17 protein-coding genes are annotated in these 16,846 nt (G+C 61.1%); 2 read left to right on the forward strand and 15 right to left on the reverse strand.

Annotated elements, in window-relative coordinates:
• Nucleotides 1-5: 5 nt before the first annotated feature.
• From PG881_RS03725 to PG881_RS03735, 3 genes are read right to left on the reverse strand one after another with little or no spacing between them, the layout of a single operon-like run.
• Nucleotides 6-1,103, reverse strand: a complete 1,098-nt coding sequence (locus tag PG881_RS03725) for a PilX N-terminal domain-containing pilus assembly protein (protein WP_045529160.1) — start codon at nt 1,101-1,103, stop codon at nt 6-8.
• Nucleotide 1,104: 1 nt separating this feature from the next.
• A complete protein-coding gene (locus tag PG881_RS03730; RefSeq protein ID WP_270798071.1) occupies nt 1,105-1,728 on the reverse strand; it encodes a PilW family protein in 624 nt (207 codons plus the stop codon).
• A complete protein-coding gene (locus PG881_RS03735; RefSeq protein ID WP_118881922.1) occupies nt 1,719-2,255 on the reverse strand; it encodes a GspH/FimT family pseudopilin in 537 nt (178 codons plus the stop codon). Before PG881_RS03735 ends, PG881_RS03730 begins: the two co-directional genes overlap by 10 nt.
• Nucleotides 2,256-2,349: 94 nt before the next feature.
• Between PG881_RS03735 and PG881_RS03740 the strand changes: the two genes are divergently transcribed.
• Nucleotides 2,350-2,736 carry a type IV pilin protein gene (locus PG881_RS03740; protein ID WP_016349434.1) on the forward strand — a complete coding sequence of 129 codons (387 nt, stop codon included), beginning with the start codon at nt 2,350-2,352 and terminating at the stop codon, nt 2,734-2,736.
• 4 nt (nt 2,737-2,740) lie between these two features.
• Here the strand turns inward: PG881_RS03740 and tppA are convergent, their stop codons facing one another.
• The 11 genes from tppA to ribF all read right to left on the reverse strand — a co-directional run bounded on the left by tppA (nt 2,741) and on the right by ribF (nt 14,991).
• Nucleotides 2,741-3,142, reverse strand: coding sequence for a type IVa pilus pseudopilin TppA (gene tppA / locus PG881_RS03745; RefSeq protein ID WP_024944566.1), 402 nt, complete (start codon nt 3,140-3,142; stop codon nt 2,741-2,743).
• Between the two features lie 8 nt (nt 3,143-3,150).
• On the reverse strand, nt 3,151-6,504 hold the full coding sequence (locus PG881_RS03750; protein WP_270798072.1) for a pilus assembly protein: 3,354 nt from the start codon (nt 6,502-6,504) through the stop codon (nt 3,151-3,153).
• An 11-nt stretch (nt 6,505-6,515) separates the two neighbouring features.
• Nucleotides 6,516-6,989: a pilus assembly PilX family protein gene (locus PG881_RS03755; RefSeq protein ID WP_230581672.1), complete on the reverse strand. Its 474-nt coding sequence runs from the start codon at nt 6,987-6,989 to the stop codon at nt 6,516-6,518.
• 13 nt (nt 6,990-7,002) lie between these two features.
• Entirely contained in the window at nt 7,003-8,097 is a 1,095-nt protein-coding gene (locus PG881_RS03760; protein WP_270798073.1) for a PilW family protein, read from the reverse strand.
• Entirely contained in the window at nt 8,094-8,507 is a 414-nt protein-coding gene (gene tppB, locus PG881_RS03765) for a type IVa pilus pseudopilin TppB (protein WP_016349429.1), read from the reverse strand. Before tppB ends, PG881_RS03760 begins: the two co-directional genes overlap by 4 nt.
• Complete coding sequence (gene tppE / locus PG881_RS03770) at nt 8,504-9,007, reverse strand: type IVa pilus pseudopilin TppE (RefSeq protein ID WP_011704647.1); 504 nt, start codon at nt 9,005-9,007, stop codon at nt 8,504-8,506. Before tppE ends, tppB begins: the two co-directional genes overlap by 4 nt.
• 261 nt (nt 9,008-9,268) lie before the next feature.
• The gene (gene ispH / locus PG881_RS03775) at nt 9,269-10,204 is read right to left on the reverse strand and encodes a 4-hydroxy-3-methylbut-2-enyl diphosphate reductase (protein ID WP_017409030.1); all 936 of its coding nucleotides are present in this window, start codon (nt 10,202-10,204) and stop codon (nt 9,269-9,271) included.
• Nucleotides 10,204-10,656: an FKBP-type peptidyl-prolyl cis-trans isomerase gene (fkpB, locus tag PG881_RS03780; RefSeq protein WP_270798074.1), complete on the reverse strand. Its 453-nt coding sequence runs from the start codon at nt 10,654-10,656 to the stop codon at nt 10,204-10,206. Before fkpB ends, ispH begins: the two co-directional genes overlap by 1 nt.
• Nucleotides 10,653-11,156, reverse strand: coding sequence for a signal peptidase II (lspA, locus tag PG881_RS03785; RefSeq protein WP_270798075.1), 504 nt, complete (start codon nt 11,154-11,156; stop codon nt 10,653-10,655). Before lspA ends, fkpB begins: the two co-directional genes overlap by 4 nt.
• Nucleotides 11,156-14,017, reverse strand: coding sequence for an isoleucine--tRNA ligase (gene ileS / locus PG881_RS03790; protein ID WP_270798076.1), 2,862 nt, complete (start codon nt 14,015-14,017; stop codon nt 11,156-11,158). The genes lspA and ileS overlap by 1 nt, the downstream gene beginning before the upstream one ends.
• Entirely contained in the window at nt 14,017-14,991 is a 975-nt protein-coding gene (gene ribF / locus PG881_RS03795; RefSeq protein ID WP_017409028.1) for a bifunctional riboflavin kinase/FAD synthetase, read from the reverse strand. Before ribF ends, ileS begins: the two co-directional genes overlap by 1 nt.
• On the opposite strand from ribF, the gene PG881_RS03800 reads away from it, so the two are divergent.
• The gene (locus tag PG881_RS03800; RefSeq protein ID WP_270798284.1) at nt 14,896-15,093 is read left to right on the forward strand and encodes a hypothetical protein; all 198 of its coding nucleotides are present in this window, start codon (nt 14,896-14,898) and stop codon (nt 15,091-15,093) included. The two genes, ribF and PG881_RS03800, sit on opposite strands and share 96 nt — an antisense overlap.
• Nucleotides 15,094-15,132: 39 nt before the next feature.
• Here the strand turns inward: PG881_RS03800 and murJ are convergent, their stop codons facing one another.
• Complete coding sequence (gene murJ / locus PG881_RS03805; RefSeq protein WP_270798077.1) at nt 15,133-16,698, reverse strand: murein biosynthesis integral membrane protein MurJ; 1,566 nt, start codon at nt 16,696-16,698, stop codon at nt 15,133-15,135.
• Nucleotides 16,699-16,846 lie beyond the last annotated feature (148 nt).

Genomic DNA, 16,846 nt, shown 5'->3' on the forward strand with positions numbered 1-16,846 from the left:
TCCCCTTACCAGTCTCGCCAGCTGCCGGGCACCTGATTGACAATCTGGAATGCGGCACCATTCGAGATGTTGCTCAGGACACTGGCATCATACTTGGCATCGTAGGTACCGTTGGCGTTGCCCAGTTGATAGTTGGAAACCATGGCGCCATACACGATGGCCCCACCGGTCAGCTTCACGTCCGTCCCGGCAGCAGCAGGGTTGGATGAGTAGGCAAATACCAAACCATACAGCACCGTATTGCCGTTGACCGCCAGATTGCCATTGCGCACGATGAGAATCACAGGCGCCGTTGCGGAGCCGACGTTGGAGGAGGGCTTGCAGTCCCCATCCACAATGATGAGGCCGGTTGAGGCTGGACCAAGCGAGCTGCAGTCCGTCAGCTTCTGGGTCGCCCTGGCCTCCAGATTGGCCCAGCCGTTGGCATCATCCTTTTCATTGAACAGATACCAGACCAGATCGGTCGGGAAGGCAGTATCGTTATCCTTGATATCCGGCTGCTTGTCCCCCTTCTGGCTGATGTTGGCCGAACAGCCGCCGTCGTAGTCCCCCTGATGACAAGTCTGTCCGGTCCCCGTTATTAGATCGACGTTGCCGCTGGTCCAGACCGACAGTGGTACCCCCAGCCCGCCACCATTGGGATTGGCCACTATGGTAAAGTTGCCGCCGACCGCCATGCCGCCAGCCACGGTCAGAGGCGCGGCAGGAGAGCCGGCCAGTACGCTGAAACGTACAACCTTGGTTTCGACTGCCGCCTGGGCCTGGCTGTTGCTGAGAGTCGCCTGGGAACGAACCCTTACCGGCGTCACGACCACCGACCCCACCGTGATGGCAGTATCGTCAGAAGATGACAGGGTATAGCTGCCCGTGGTCAAGGTAGTCGTGGCCCCGCTGGTCCTCCAGCTCGGGTCCAGCGTCAACCGTCCCAGTCCATCGGCCAGACCCACTTCCGCCATTGCCATGGCCTGACGATAGAGCACCTCGTTGAGGGTCACTCGCCGATCGGCCACCAGCATCTTGCCAACCAGCAGTGAAATGCCCAGCAAGATCAGCACCAGCAACAAAGTGATGGTGAAGGTGGTAAAACCGGCTTGTCGGCTCATGTCAGTACCCATCATTGCGCAGTTTGATATCCCGCTGCAGATTCAGCGTCAGTGCCGGCGTGGCCTTGAACCGCCCGCTCACCATCAATTGCAGCGCCCTCGCCCCGCTGACCTGACTGCTTGGCAGGAGCCTGAACGTCATGGCGGTGATTTCTACGGTATCGTCGCTGGAGATCAGACTGCCATTGCCACAGGTAGTAGTCCCGGTCCCCTGCTTGATCCCCTTGTCAGCACTGCTGTAGCTGTAAACCAGGGTGTCATCACTGCTCAGTACCCCATTTTCATCGTTGTCATAGCGCACCCTGATACAGGTATACAGGCCAGAGCCCGTCGCGGTTTCACTCATCAGATCCGCTGCCGCATCGAAATAGAAACTGGATCGGCTGCCAGAAGGGGCGGCAAGAAACTGGGTGGCGTTGGCGTCATACCCCGCTCGCTGGATATCTCGTGCCATCATGTCCGTCAGCAACTGAACTTCCTGATTCAGGCGGCTGGTCTGCATGGCGGTGTAATTGGCCTTGAGAATGGTGGCAAACAGCGAAATGACTGCAGCCACCAGCAGCAAGCCCGCTACCATGGCCACCATCAACTCAACCAGGTTGAAACCCCACATTTTCAGTTGCATGCCACCTCTCCCACCAGGTTGCTGACGGCACAGGTACGTACCCGCCCAAGGTTGTTGGTGACAACCTTCATACTGGCGGCCGAGGAGCTCACCGTGATGCTGCCGCTTGGCAAGGTACCGCGCCGGGGGGAGAAGCTGATGGGACGTATCTGGCTTGAGGACTCCGTGTAGGTGCCCGTCAGAATGATCCCAGGAAATTCACTGGCATCAGCGCCTTTGCGTCCCTCGATGCTGGAACAGGTGTCGCTGCAACTGGCGCAACTGCCATCGATGCTGATGCGATAGCACCAGCTGTCGGTGCCGCTGTTGAACAGGATCATTTGCAAATTGCTGTTGCGTTTGAGCGCTTCGGACTTGAGCAGCATCATGTCGGTGTAGACCGCCTGGGTGGCCGCCTTGACCATCTGATCCTGGCGCAGGGATTGATAACTGGGGATGGCCACGGTCAGCAACAGGGCGACCAAGGACAGGGCAACCATCAGCTCTATCAGGGTAAAACCGGCGGATCTGCCCTTTCTGCCTTCCATCAGCTCAAGACTCCTTTCTTTTTGCACGTGCCAGTAGGGTCTACTGTCAGTACTATCCTATAGTATCAACCTGTTTCACGAAGCATGCCGCCCCATGAGAATCAAACAGTCCGGAATCACCTTGCTTGAACTGATCGTCGTGGTCGCCATCGTCGCCATCATAGCGTCTGTTGCCTATCCCAGCTTCACCGATGGCTTGCGCAAATCCCGCCGGGCCGAAGCGCTCAAGGGCTTGCTCAGCATGCAGCTGAAACAGGAAGAGTTCCGGGTTTCCAATACCAGTTACAGCGCCACCCCATCCCAAGTGGGCAACCCCACCAGCAGCTACTATGACTTCTCCATTTCAGGTGCCACCGCAACCGGCTATACCCTGATCGCCACCAGCAAGGGGGCACAGGTAGGCGACAAGAGTGGCAGCACCGCCTGCGATACCCTGACCCTCAACAAGGCCGATACCAAGACTCCTGCTGCCTGCTGGTGACAGACTACCAGCACTCGGCTGCCGTCATGCTGGCCATCGATACCCCCTGCTGTCCGCCCTGATCAAGGGTCAGCAGGCCGCAAGGATCGCCGTTCATCACCCCGGTCGGGATCGCCGTCAGGGTATAGCTGGCGCCGCTGGCATTGAGTGCCAGATTGTAATAGGCAGTCCCGCCATCCCTGGGCAAGGTAGCCAGCCCGGCGGAGGCCAGGTTGCCACCATCATAGTTGCCGTCGGCGGTAAACTGTCGCTCCATGTATTGCGCCGCCTCCAGCAGGGCGGCCTTGGCTTCGGCCCGTTTGGCAGAGGCCATGTAGCTGTTGTAACTGGGATAGGCGATCACGGTCAGAATGGCCATCACGGCTACCGCAATCATCAGCTCCATCAGGGAAAATCCACGTTCCATCTCCACCTCTACTCCAGTTGCAACCAGGATTGGCGACCACCCAGATCACCCGCCCCCTCTTCCAGCGTGACCGATATGTTGCCGCTGGAGCCACTGATGTACTTGCGCTCCATGTCGGCATCTTCCACCACGCTTGGCGTCGTGGTGAGCTCGTCAAACTGCTTGCCGCTGACCGGCACCTTGATGTCGTTGCCGCCACTGTCCTTGATCCCTACATAGTCGTCATCGTTGACCGCGCCATCGCCATTGACGTCGAACACCGAGTAGGTCAGACGCGCTCCCGAGACAGGATCCAGCTCCATCAACCAGGAGCGCCCACCGAAGTCACAGGCGTCCGCCGAGGGGATCAGGGTGTTGAAGATCAGCCGCTTGTTGCGATAAAGCATTTCTGACACGGCTCGCTCCCCCACCCCCTTGCTCAGCGCAGGGGATTTGAGCACCAGATACCACCCTTTCTGGCTGGTGTAGTTGACCGCCGTGTTGGACACCACCCTCACGTTGAACTTGATGGTAGTGCCATTGGCGGAGTATTCGTGGGTAATGCTCTGCTGCAACAGCTGGCTGCTGAGTACGCTAGCCCCCGTATCCCAGATGCCGTAGACGGCTTCCAGCCTAGGGGTCGCCGGCAGCAACTTGTCGTCATTGGTGAAATAGCTGCCCGTTCCCATCAGCACCATGATGCCCCCTTTGGGATGACGGATGGCCAGCGGGCGCATGGTGACGGGTTGACGCGTGCTGGCGGAGCAGGTTCCGTTGCACGCCTGAAACAGCGGTTTTGGCTTGTTGCCGGTCTTGAAGGCACTCCCCCACTGGGCGCTGTTGTTGTCGGTCAAATCGAATTTCCACAGATTGCCCTGCAGATCGCCGGCGTAGACATAGTCCGCCACCCGGTCGCCATCCTCGTCTACCGGCAAGGGGGATGAGAGACCATTGGGCTCGCTGGCCGAGCCCACCTGGGTGTCTATCTCCTTGATCACCGCGCCGGTCGCCAGATCCAGCACGAACAGGCGCGCCGTTTGGCTGGTGCTGTTGTAGCCGTTGGCCACCAGCGCCACCCATTTGTTGCCGGATTTGACCCGAACCAGGGTCGGCGCTGCCAGCGCCACCCCCATCTCGGCATTGGTAAACTCCCACAGCATCTTGTCAGCGGTGAAGCTGTCCGGCGCCGTCACGTCGATGGCAAACACGGCCTTGCCACCGGCACCGGTCGATCCCAGCAGCACGGTTTTCCAGCTGCTGCCAAGATAGGCATCGCCTACCTTGGCCGTGCCATCGACATAGTAACGATGGCTGTAGTCCGGCTTGGTGAGCAGATTCAAATCCCCCAACAGGCTGGCAGGGATGTAGGCCAGGGTCTCCACCCCGTTGGCAACCCTGAAACCGTGCAGCATGCCGTCATTGGCCCCCACGTAGAGCATGGGGGTGCGGCTGCGAATAGCCGTCGAACCGAGGAAACTCAGATAACCGTCCCGCTCCGCCTGGGTCAGGCCGGTGGCGCTGCCGTAGCCGTAATCCCGGCTGCCGACATAGACGGGATCCGAGTTGATGATGTCCCCCAGCAGATCGCTGCGGCTGCGAAACAGACCGCCATTGCTCTGCTCGCGACTGCGATCGCCGCGCAAGTAGGCAACCCGGTTTTCCCCCTGGCTGTCGCCGGCAAGGTTGAACAGGGCACGGTTGGTGGCATTGAGATCGGCCCAGGTGAAGGGAATGCCGACCCCGTTTTGTCGAGTAAAGATGCTGCGGGAGGTGTGTGCCGGGATCAGGGTTGCGGCATCCCAGGCCATGTTGCCCAGCGACCCATCGCTGTTGAGGGGGATGGAGATAAGTTGCCCCGACCAGTCGCCGCTGTTGTAGCGGGCCTGGTAGATGTGGGTATTGCTGTCCAGCCGGGTGGCGTTGGCGGTCACCGAGCTGGCGGAGCTGTTGCGGGCCGCGATCTGGGCCAGGGTGCTGCTCAGGGCTGCGGCAAAGATGTCGGGGTCGCCCGCGCTGAAAAAGCTGCCCTTGCTGTTGAGTGCCGCGTGCCACAGGTCATCGATCTTGTACTCCGGAATGTAGGTCGCGTTCTTGTACTCCTTGTCATCCGGATCATGGGGATTGGGCCAGCTGTTCGGGATGCCGTTGGCCGGATTGAGCGACCCGTTGACCCCGAGTCCAACGGTAAAATTGACCAGATGCTGCCAGTTGGCGGGATCCGCCGTGCTGGTCGGCACCTTGTCGGCCAGATCGGCACGCAGGTCGGTTTTCCAGTATTTGTAGGCCACGTCGGCCAGGGTATTGCTGTAACCATCCTTGTCCAGATCCCCTACCGAGGGGGTATCCCCGTTCCAGTAGCCATCGGTCATCAGGATGTTGTAACTCTGCCGGCAGGTGAGGTGGGGCAAGGTGCTGCCGGCACTGGCCGCCCAGGGGCCGTTGTTGTCGGTGCGGGAGAAGTACTCCCCCACATCTTTCAGGCTGGTGCGCAGCGGTGTGCCGGCGGCCGGAATATCGCGGCTGTAGAGGTCGCTGAAAAAGGCGCTGCGATCGGTGCCGGAAAAAGGTGCAACCCCGCGGATCACGCTGCCGCTGGCATTGATGGTGGCAAACCCCACCCGCAGGGCCTGCCCCTGGCTTGCAAAAGCACGGCCGACCCCGGCACGAGCCGCCAGGATCCGGGAGCGGTAGTAGGTGTACCAGTTGGCGAAATTCTGGATCTCCTCGTCATAGGTACAAACGGGGGCGCTTTTGCAATCGCTGCGATTGGGGCGTCCGCCATAGGTACTGCCGGACTTTATCTCCACCCGGGTATAGCTGCCCACCTTCTTCACGTCGCCACTGCCCTTGTAGGCAAAGTAGACGGCAGGCCAGAAGGTTTCATCGTCGTTGTAGTCAGTGGAGGAGAACCCGGTGTAGTAACGCAGGGACTTGGAGCGGTTGTTCTTGGTCAGATCTCGACAGCCGGCCGTGGTATTGAAGGGGTTGTGCGGTGCACAGCTGACGCTGGCATTCGCCATCAGGGTGCCGTCTGCCTTGGCCCAGGGCCGATAGCTCTGCTGCGGGTTGTAGTAGAGTTTGTTGTTGTTGCTTGAGCGGGTATAGGCGTTGCGGTCGTTGCTGCTGGTGAAGGTCACGGTCCGGTTGTCATAATCCTCGCTGCCATAGACATTGTCGGCTCTGGGATAGACGTAGCGAGCGCTGTTCTCGATCAACCCCTCCGGCATCAACTCGAAGTGCATCGAACCTGAGTCATCGAGACTGAACATGATGTTGGGTTCGGCCCGGGTTCCGAGATAGAGGGGAACCTGGGCAATGTCGAGGGCTGCCTGCACCTGGGAGCAGAGCAGCAGGGCCGAGAGTCCGTAGCCAGATGCACGCATGGGTTGTTCTCCTAGCGGCTGTAGGTCGATTGCAACAGCACCCGGCTCTCGTCCGAGAGTCCGAATCCCCTTGCCGTGATGCGATAGAGGCGGCGCTCGCTGATGGGCTCGTCAACCGCCAGACTCTCGTTGCTGCCCTGGGTATAGGGCAACCGCTCGATAAAATATTCGGGGGCCCGTCCGGTCAGGCCGCTATTGGCATAGGTGCGCCAGGCCGTGGAGGGAGAGGCGGGATCCACCGCCACGCTGACGAACTCATAGAGGCCGGCACTGTTGTCGTAGGGGCCTGAACTGCCCGCCTCCAGATAGCGCTCGGCAGCACGCAGCGCCGCCTCCGCCGCCTGCAGCGCCTGCTGTGACTCCTTCTGGTTGCCCGCCATCTTCTCCTGCAGCAGGGCGCTCTGCATGCTGGCCATTGCCAGCAGGCTCACCACAGCAAGAAAAATCAGGCTGATCACCAACGCCATTCCCCCTTGTCGAGCCATCATGCCTCCTTCCTCATGGCAGCCGGTTGCGCAGAGCGACCGTGGTTTCGGCCACCCAGTACCAGTGATTGTCGACAGCCTGGAAGGTGGCGCCGGCAAAGCTGATGGCCTGCGGATCCGATACCACATTGCCCTGACCGCTGCGCATCAACAGCTGAACGCCGATCCCCAGCACGTTGTCCCAGTTCGGGTTGCTGGCGGCGCTCACATAGCGATCCGCCGCCCGATCCCGGTTCTGATCCTCGCCGAAGGTCAGCTGAACATCGGTGACCCCGTCCACCAGCAGCATGCCCGCAGCCAGACCGCTCTTGCGATACAGGGCATAGGGCGCATTGGCAGAGGGGCGGGCAATGTAATAGATCCGGGTCTCCATCCGGCTCAATACCGAGCCGGCACCGAAGCGCTCTTCGACCGGGCTGCTGGCACCTCCCCAGGAGCTGACGGCATTGCCAGGGGTATATTTGTTGTCGTTGGAGTGGCCGATGTTGATCTCACTGCCGCCACCCACCACCTGGGTCTGGGTGATCTGGAAGATCCGCGCCTTCTGACAGTCGGACACCATGACGATGTCCCCCTCGCACAGGTCGCTGTAGCCCTGCTTGCCGGTACCGCAGTAGTTGGCCTTGCTGGAGAGTTGCTGCACGAACAGCTGGGCGGCGCTGTTGTTGCGAGTGACCGGCACCCCGGCGCCGGTCGGCCCCTGCACCAGCAGCACGTCGGTTCCCGGTTTGGGTTTGGGCTCGGCAGCGGTAAACAGGGCCGACAACGCCGTGGGCAGCGTCGCAGTGACATTGTCATAGCCGCGCAGATGGACGGTGAAGTTGTAGGGCAGCGCCGTACCACCGTTAAGGGTGTTGGTGATATTGACCCCCTGCTTGCTGAGGCAACCCTGGTAGCCCACCATCCGCAGCTCCTGCTGCAGCAAATTGACGGCAAACCGGCTGTCCTCCTGAACCCGGGCGATGGCCTCGCCGGTCAGATAGGTTTTGTGGTTGCCAAGCAGCACCTGAATGATGACCCCGACCGTCAGCAGTGACAGCAGCAGGGCGATCATCACCTCCACCAGACCGACGCCGGCCTGACGCAACAAGGTGCGCCGCCCGCTCACAGATCCGTCCTCAGGGTCATGCTGCGCAGCGCAGGCTCGGTAGCCAGCCGGCTGGCATCCCACTGGATGGTGATGGTCGCCTGCCCGGCACTGACGGCAATGGCGCCGTCACCGCCCGGCAGGCCGGTCAGCGCCTGTTTCCAGTACTGCACATCCTGTATCGCCATCGAGCTGCCGGAGACAGCCTCTCCCAGCCCGACATTGTATTGGCCGAGCAGGGCCGCGCTGCGATTGGCCCGCATCATGTCAGTGATCATGTAGCCGAACTGGGTCGCTTCTGTGCGGGTGAGCGCCGATTGATTGCTCTTGAGCGCCTGTAACTGCAGGGTTGCCATGCCGAGAATGCCGATCGACAGCACCAGCACGGCGATCATGATCTCAAGCAGAGATACCCCCTGATGTCGTTTCATATGCAGCTGGTCTCCACGATGGATGGGCGCCCGGCCGGGGTGATCGTGATGTCGCGCGAGGCCTCTTGGGCACACTCCGGCGGCTGCAGAGAGAACACCAGCGCCACCTGCTGACGCCCGTCGAGAAAGCCATTGCCACTGAAGCGTACCAGCGACGTATTGCTGACCAGGGTGCCGGCACCCATGTCGGGAAAGAGCCGCAGCAATTCGCCGTTGTCGAGGGTGCCATTGCCGTTGCGGTCGACCCAGATCTGCCAGCCCGATTCCCAGTGGTTCTGGGTCAGGTTGCTGGCGGTTGCGGAGAGCGTGACCGCGGTATTGCGGCGAATGGCTTCGGAGCGGGCGAGGTTGATGGCGGCCACAAAGTTGTTGGCCTGGCTGGTCAGCGTCATGTTGCGCAATATCGCGCTAAAGGAGGGAACTCCCAACGTCAGCAGGATAGAGATGAGCGCAACGGTGACCATCAGCTCGATGAGGCTAAAACCTGAACGCAAAAACATCCTGTTTCGCTCTGATTTTGTCGGGGAGGCTCGTTCGCATATCCATGTGCCATCAAGCCAGATGAGAAGATCATCAGCAGTCTAGACCGCAGACCTTCGCTTGCAATTCAATCTACTCAGATCTTGGACATACATCATCAAATTTCGCGGCAATCTCGCCACAAACCGGACAACAAGAGTCATAAGAATCGCCCATGAAAAAGCCACCTCACAGGAGGTGGCTCAGGCACTCGTGGCACTATCCCGCACGGGATGGCTGACTCAAAGGATGCGCAGCTCCGGCGGCACCTCAAACACCACGTTCTCTTCACGACCGGGATGCTCGGCCACCACCTTGCCGCCCAGCTCGCGCAAGCGCGTGATGACCGACTGCACCAGCACCTCGGGGGCGGAAGCGCCGGCGGTGACACCGATCGCCTCTACTCCCGCCAGCCAGTCGGGCTCGATCATGGAGGCATCGTCGATGAGATAGGCTTTGGCACCCACCTTCTCGGCCAGCTCCCGCAAGCGGTTGGAGTTGGAGGAGTTGCGCGACCCCACCACCAGCATGGCGTCCACCAGCCCCGCCATCTCCCGCACCGCATCCTGGCGGTTCTGGGTGGCGTAGCAGATGTCGTCCTTGCGCGGCCCCTGGATCTTGGGGAAGTGGACACGCAAGGCATCGATGACGTCCGAGGTCTCGTCCACGCTGAGGGTGGTCTGGGTGACGAAGCAGAGGTCATCCGGGTTCTTCACCTTGAGCTTAGCCACGTCTTCCGGCGTCTCCACCAGATACATGCCCCCCTCGCGATTCTCGTACTGACCCATGGTGCCGATCACCTCGGGGTGGCCAGCATGACCGATGAGCACGGCCTCGGAGCCCTTGCGGCTGGCGCGATGGACCTCCATGTGCACCTTGGTCACCAGCGGGCAAGTGGCATCGAACACCTTGAGGGCTCGGGACTTGGCCATCTCGCGCACCGCCTTGGAGACGCCGTGAGCGGAGAAGATGACGATGCTGTCGTCCGGCACCTCATCCAGCTCTTCGACGAAGACGGCGCCCGCCTCCTTGAGCTTGTTCACCACGTAGCGGTTGTGCACCACCTCGTGACGGACATAGATGGGGGCGCCAAACTTCTCCAGCGCGCTCTCGACGATGCTGATCGCCCGGTCGACACCGGCACAGAAACCACGGGGATTGGCCAGAAGAATATTCATCAGTGAACCGCTTCCTCGTCATCAACCCCCAGGATCTCCACCTCGAACGTGACGGTGTGACCGGCCAGGGGATGGTTGAAATCGACCGTCACCGACATCCCTGCCACCGCCCGGATGATACCCGGCAGCTCGCTGCCGTTGGGCTGGTCGAACAGGATGATGGTGCCGACCTTGGGCTCTACATCGGCACCGAACTTGGCGCGGTCCAGATGGTAGATATTGTCGGGATTGGAGAGGCCGAAGGCCTCTTCCGGTGCCAGCGTGAAGCTCTTGTTCTCCCCTTCGCGCAGCCCCAGCAGGCACTGCTCGAAACTGGAGGTCAGGCTGCCATCGCCCATCCGCAGGCGGGCAGGCTTGCCTTGCAGCGCAGTGCTGTCGGCCACCGAGCCATCTTCCAGCTTGATGGCGAAGTGGAACAGCACGCTGCTGTCTGCCGCAATCGGCTGGCTCATGGCGTCACGTCCTTCTTCTTCTCACTGCGAAAACCGTCCAGCACTATCATGGCGGCGCCGATGAAGATGAAGCTGTCGGCCAAGTTGAACGCCGGCCAGTGGGCGCGCTGCCAGTAGAAATCAAGGAAATCGACCACGTGACCCAGCACCAGCCGGTCAAACACGTTGCCGAGCGCCCCGCCGATGATCAGCGAGTAGGCGATGCCGCTCCAGCGCTGAGCGACGGACTGCTTGCGCAGCCAGTGGATCAGCAAGCCGCAGATGGCAAACGCCAGCACCGCGAAGAACCAGCGCTGCCAGCCGCCCTGATCAGCCAGGAAGCTGAAAGCCGCCCCCTTGTTGTAGACATGGACCAAGTTGAAGAAGGGGGTGATCTCCACCCCCGGGTAGCCAAATGGCAGCAGCTTGACCACAGCGAGCTTGCTCCCCTGGTCCAGTACAAATGCCAGCACTGCCAGCCACAGCCAACGCAGGCCGCTTTTATGGTGAGTCATGTTCATCAGGCAAATTGACGAGTTTCGCCGTCACCCTCGACGTTGGTGACGCAGCGGCCACAGATCTCTTCGTGACCAGCGATGGTGCCCACGTCTTCCACATGGTGCCAGCAGCGGTCGCACTTGGCGGCGGCAGACTGGGCCACGCTCAGCCACAGGTCATCGCGCTCGGTCGCCACGGCGTCTGCCGGGGCGGCATCGACGCTGACAACCTTGGCCTTGGAGGTGAGCAACACGAAGCGAAGCTCATCGGCCAGGGCGTTAAGACGCGCAGCCAGTGCCGGCTTGGCGAACAGGGTCAGCTCAGCCTGCAGGGAGCCACCGATGCGCTTCTCGCCACGAGCCACTTCCAGCGCCTTGTTCACTTCACCGCGCACGGTGAGGATCTCGGCCCAGAAATCGTCGTTGAGGGTTTCACCCGCTTCCAGCCCGAACAGGCCGTCATACCACTCCTCGGGGAACACGAACTCGCCGCGCTCACCCGGCAGCAGCGCCCAGATCTCGTCGGCGGTGAAGCTCATGATCGGCGCCATCCAGCGCACCATGGCCTCGGCGATGTGATACAGGGCGGTCTGGCAGGAGCGACGGGCCAGGCTGTCAGCCTTGGCGGTGTACTGACGGTCCTTGATGACGTCCAGGTAGAAGGAGCCCATCTCGATGGAGCAGAACTGCATCAGCTTCTGGGTCACACCGTGGAAGTTGTACTCGTCGAACGCCGCCATGATCTCAGCCTGTACCGCTTTGGCACGACCCACGGCCCAGCGATCCACCACCACCATGTCGGCAGGCGCCACCATGTCGGTCGCCGGATTGAAGCCGTTCAGGTTGGCCAGTAGGAAGCGGGCAGTGTTGCGGATACGGCGATAGGCGTCGGCAGAGCGCTTGAGGATCTCGTCGGAGACGGTCATCTCGCCGGTGTAGTCGGTGCTGGCGACCCACAGACGCAGGATGTCGGCACCCAGCTTGTTCATCACGTCCTGCGGGCTCACCACGTTGCCGATGGACTTGGACATCTTGCGACCCTGGCCATCCACGGTGAAGCCGTGAGTCAGCACCTGGTTGTAGGGAGCCTTGTCTTTCATCGCCACGCCGATCATCAGGGAGGACATGAACCAGCCGCGATGCTGGTCAGAGCCTTCCAGATACATGTCGGCCGGGTTGCCGTTGAACTCGGGACGGGCGTCGACCACGGAGGAGTGGGTCGAACCTGAGTCAAACCAGACGTCCAGGGTATCGGGCACCTTGTCGTACAGGTCGGCGTCGCTGCCCAGCAGTTCGGCCTTGTCCAGATCCCACCAGGCCTGAATGCCGGACTGTTCGACCCGCTTGGCGACTTCGTGCATCAGGCGCACGGATTCCGGGTGCAGTTCCTGGGTCTCCTTGTGGACGAACAGGGAGATGGGCACGCCCCAGGTACGCTGACGGGAGATACACCAGTCAGGACGGTTCTCGACCATCGCCTGGATACGGTTTTTACCCCAGGCCGGCACCCAGCCACTCTGGCCGTGCTGTTGGATGCCGTCTTGCTCGATGCGCTCGATCTCCTCCAGCGCGCGTTTGCGCAGACCCTTCTGCTCCATGCTGATGAACCACTGCGGGGTGGCACGGAAGATAATCGGGGTCTTGTGACGCCAGCAGTGCGGGTAGGAGTGGTTGAACACCTTGTGGTGCAGCAGGGCGCCGCGCTCGGTCAACACCTCGACCACGGAGGCGTTGGCCTTGAACACGTGCTGGCCGGCAAACAGTTCGGTATCCGGCAGGTACACGCCGTTGCTGCCAACCGGGTTGGCGACTTCCAGACCGTACTTCTGACCGACCACGAAGTCTTCCTGACCATGGCCAGGTGCGGTGTGTACGGCACCGGTACCGGCATCCAGGGTGACGTGGTCACCCAGCACCACCGGCACGTCGAAGCTGTAGAAGGGATGGTTGAAGCGCAGCAGCTCGAGTGCGGCGCCCTTGGCGTAGCCCAGGTTGTGGAACTGCTCGATACCGGCGCGATCCATCACGTCCTTGACCAGCTCGGCGGCCAGGATCAGGCGCTCGGGATGCTCCCCTTCCACCTGCACCAGCGCATAGTCCAGATCGGCGTGCATGGCGATGCCGCGGTTGGCGGGCAGAGTCCAGGGGGTGGTGGTCCAGATCACGGCAGAGATCGGGCCCTTGCCGGTGTGGCCTTCGGCGCAGTCAAACTTGGCGGCAACACCCGCCTCGTCGACGGCCTTGAAGCGCACATCGATGGAGGGGGAGTTCTTGTCGTAGTACTCCACTTCGGCTTCCGCCAGGGCGGAGCCACAGTCGGTACACCAGTGCACCGGCTTGGAACCTTTGTGCAGGTGGCCGTTTTCAACGATCTTGGCCATGGAGCGAATGATGTTGGCTTCGGTGCCAAAATCCATGGTCAGGTAGGGGTGTTCCCAGTCACCCAGCACGCCCAGCCGGATGAAGTCGGTCTTCTGCGCTTCGATCTGGGTCTTGGCGTATTTGCGGCACTCGGCGCGGAACTCGGCGGCGGAGACCTTCTCGCCCGGCTTGCCGACCATGCCTTCTACTTTCAGTTCGATGGGCAGACCGTGGCAATCCCAGCCCGGCACGTAGGGGGAGTCGAAACCGGAGAGGCCCTTGGACTTGATGATGATGTCTTTGAGGATCTTGTTGACCGAGTGACCGATGTGAATGCTGCCGTTCGCATAGGGGGGGCCATCGTGCAGAATGAACGAAGGCTTGCCCGCTTTGGCGCGGCGAATGGCGCCGTAAAGATCCTGATCGTACCAACGTTTCAGCATGTTGGGTTCGCGCTTGGCCAGATCGCCACGCATCGGAAACTCGGTTTCCGGAAGATTCAGGGTGTGTTTATAGTCGCTCATCAGTCCTGGGTTCCCTTCTTTTCTAAAAGAGTGCTGGGTAAATGGAGTAGTGGCAGCCCGAACCAGGCTCGGGCCGCCAGGGCATCTCGTTCGATCTGCTCTTTCAAGGCGGTGAAAGAGGCAAACTTCTGCTCTTCGCGCAGCTTGTGGCGAAGCAGCACCTTGACCTGTTGACCATATAGGTCGCCAGAAAAATCAAATAGATGTACTTCCAATCTGGCTTGTGTACCGCTCAAGGTCGGCCGTACACCCACATTGGCGACACCGGGGAAGGTCTTGCCGGAACATAACACTTCCACCGCGAACACGCCACCGACCGGGATCACCTGGCGCTTGAGGGCCAGATTGGCGGTGGGAAAACCTATGGTGCGGCCCAGCTTGTCGCCGTGAGCCACCCGGCCGCTGATGGTATAGGGGCGGCCGAGCATCAGCTCCACCTCCGCCATGCGGCCGGCCGCGAGGGCCTCGCGCACCAGCGTGCTGCTGACCCGCTGACGGGACAACTGGAAGCTCTGGGTGCTGATCACCTCGAAACCGAAGCGCCGGCCGGCCTCTTCCAGCAGGTGGAAGTCCCCTTCCCGCCCCTTGCCGAAACGAAAATCGTCGCCCACCACCAGATAGTGCACGCCGAGTTTCTCCACCAGCAGTTGCTCGATGAAGGTGGTGGCGGACTGCTCGGCGAAGCGATGATTGAAACGCACGCAGAGCATGCGATCGATCTGCATCCCCTTGAGCGCTTCATACTTCTCCCTCAGGCGGCTAAGGCGGGCCGGCGCCGCGGCCCCGGCAAACAGCTCCAGCGGCTGCGGTTCAAACAGCATGACGCAGGCCGGCAGGCCCAGCTGGGCTGCTTTTTCCTGCAGGCGGGACAGCACGGCATGATGACCCTGATGAACCCCATCAAAGTTGCCAATGGTCAATACACACCCCCGGTGACGGGGCTTGATATTGTGAATACCGCGGATAAGCTCCATCAATGCCTTGTGCGTCGCTGCTATGAAAATCGCCGGATTATATATCAGGTGGCACTCTGGGTCAGCCCTGTTGCTGACCCGATTTCAGCCATCCCGCCCTGATTGCTGGTTCAGGTGGGACTTCAGCCATGGCGGGCCGACTCAGTCATCCCGCCCCGCTCTCAGATCTTTTGGCCGAATGCCCAGCGCCAGCAGGACACCGGCATAGATGGCGCCCCCCAGCACCAGCAGCATGGTCAGCTGCATGCTCGCCTTGCCCATGTGCCAGGCGCCCCATTGGGCCAGATCCGGCGAGAGGTAAAGGAGCACGCCCCCCATCAGCAGACTTGCGGTCAACAGCTTGAGGCAAAATACCCCGGTGTGGCGGGAGGGCCGGTAGACGTTCTGCTGATGGAGCCCTTTGAACAGCAGGGCCGCGTTCAGCGTGCCCGAGCAGGCAGTCGAGAGCGCCAGCCCCACGTAACCGAGCGGATAAATGAAGATGAGGTTGCAGGCCATGTTGGCCGCCATCGACATCATCCCGATCCGCACCGGGGTGCGGGTATCCTGGCGAGCGTAGTAGCCGGGGGCCAGCACCTTGATCAGCATCAGCGACAGCAGGCCCGTGGTGGATGCCAGCAGGCTCGCGCTGGACATGCTCACCTCATGCAAGCCGAACTCACCGCGCATGAACAGCACTCGCAGAATGGGTTCGCGCAGCACGGCAATCCCCACCATGGCGGGCAGGCCGAGCAGCATCACCATCCGTACCCCCCAGTCCATGGTGCGGGAGAAGTCGGCCGGATCGGCATCCACGTGCTTCTTGGCCAATGCCGGAAGAATGACGGTACTGATGGCGACACCGAACATGCCGAGCGGGAACTCCAGCAGTCGGTCCGAGTAATAGAGATAGCTGATGGCGCCGGTCGCGAGGAACGAGGCGAGCATGGTGTTGACCAGCAGGTTGATCTGGCTGACCGACACCCCGAACAGCGCCGGGATCATCAGGGTGCGGATCTTCACCACCCCGGGATGGTGCCAACCCCACTTGGGCCACACCAGCATGTTGATCTGGCGCAGGAACGGGAACTGGAACAGGAACTGCACCAGACCGCCGAGGAAAACACCGATGGCCAGCGCCAGCTCGGGGTCGTCCAGCCAGGGCGAAATCCACCAGGCGGCGGCGATCATGGTGATGTTGAGAAAGATCGGCGTGAAGGAGGAGACCCCGAAGCGGCCGAAGGTATTGAGGATGGCCCCCGCCATGGCGGTAAAGGTGATGAACCAGAGATAGGGGAAGGTGATCTTGAGCATCAGGCTCGCCATCTCGAACTTCTCGGCCGCCGGCCCGCCGTGCAACCAGTCCCAGAACCAGCCCCAACCGAACAGGGCGGTCAGCACCCCGGAACCCAGCACCCCGAGCAGGGTGACCACGGTGACGATCCCCCCTAGGGTGCCCGCCACTGCGGCCAGCAACTCGCGCACCTCGCTCTCGTCGCCCTTTTTCTTGTACTCCGTCATCACGGGAACAAAGGCCTGGTTGAAGGCACCTTCGGCGAACAGACGACGCAGAAAGTTGGGAATGCGGTTGGCAAAGAAGAAGACGTCTGCGGCCACCCCGGCACCGAGCAGATTTGCGATGACCACATCGCGCACCAAGCCCATCACGCGGGACGCCAACGTCATTCCGGACACTATCATGCCGGATTTGATCAATTTCTTACTCAAGACGAGGCCTCTGGAACTGTCGGAAAGAAAAGAATGCTGTTAGAATCGGCCGACAGTTTAACCGTCTCCCATCTGACACACCACCGGGGGGCGGTGTTTATTTGCACAAATCATTTGACAATATGTGGTTGAGAAGGCATATTTCCGG

The organism is Aeromonas sp. QDB54 (assembly GCF_027707385.1).
Taxonomy (GTDB): Bacteria; Pseudomonadota; Gammaproteobacteria; order Enterobacterales; family Aeromonadaceae; genus Aeromonas; species Aeromonas hydrophila.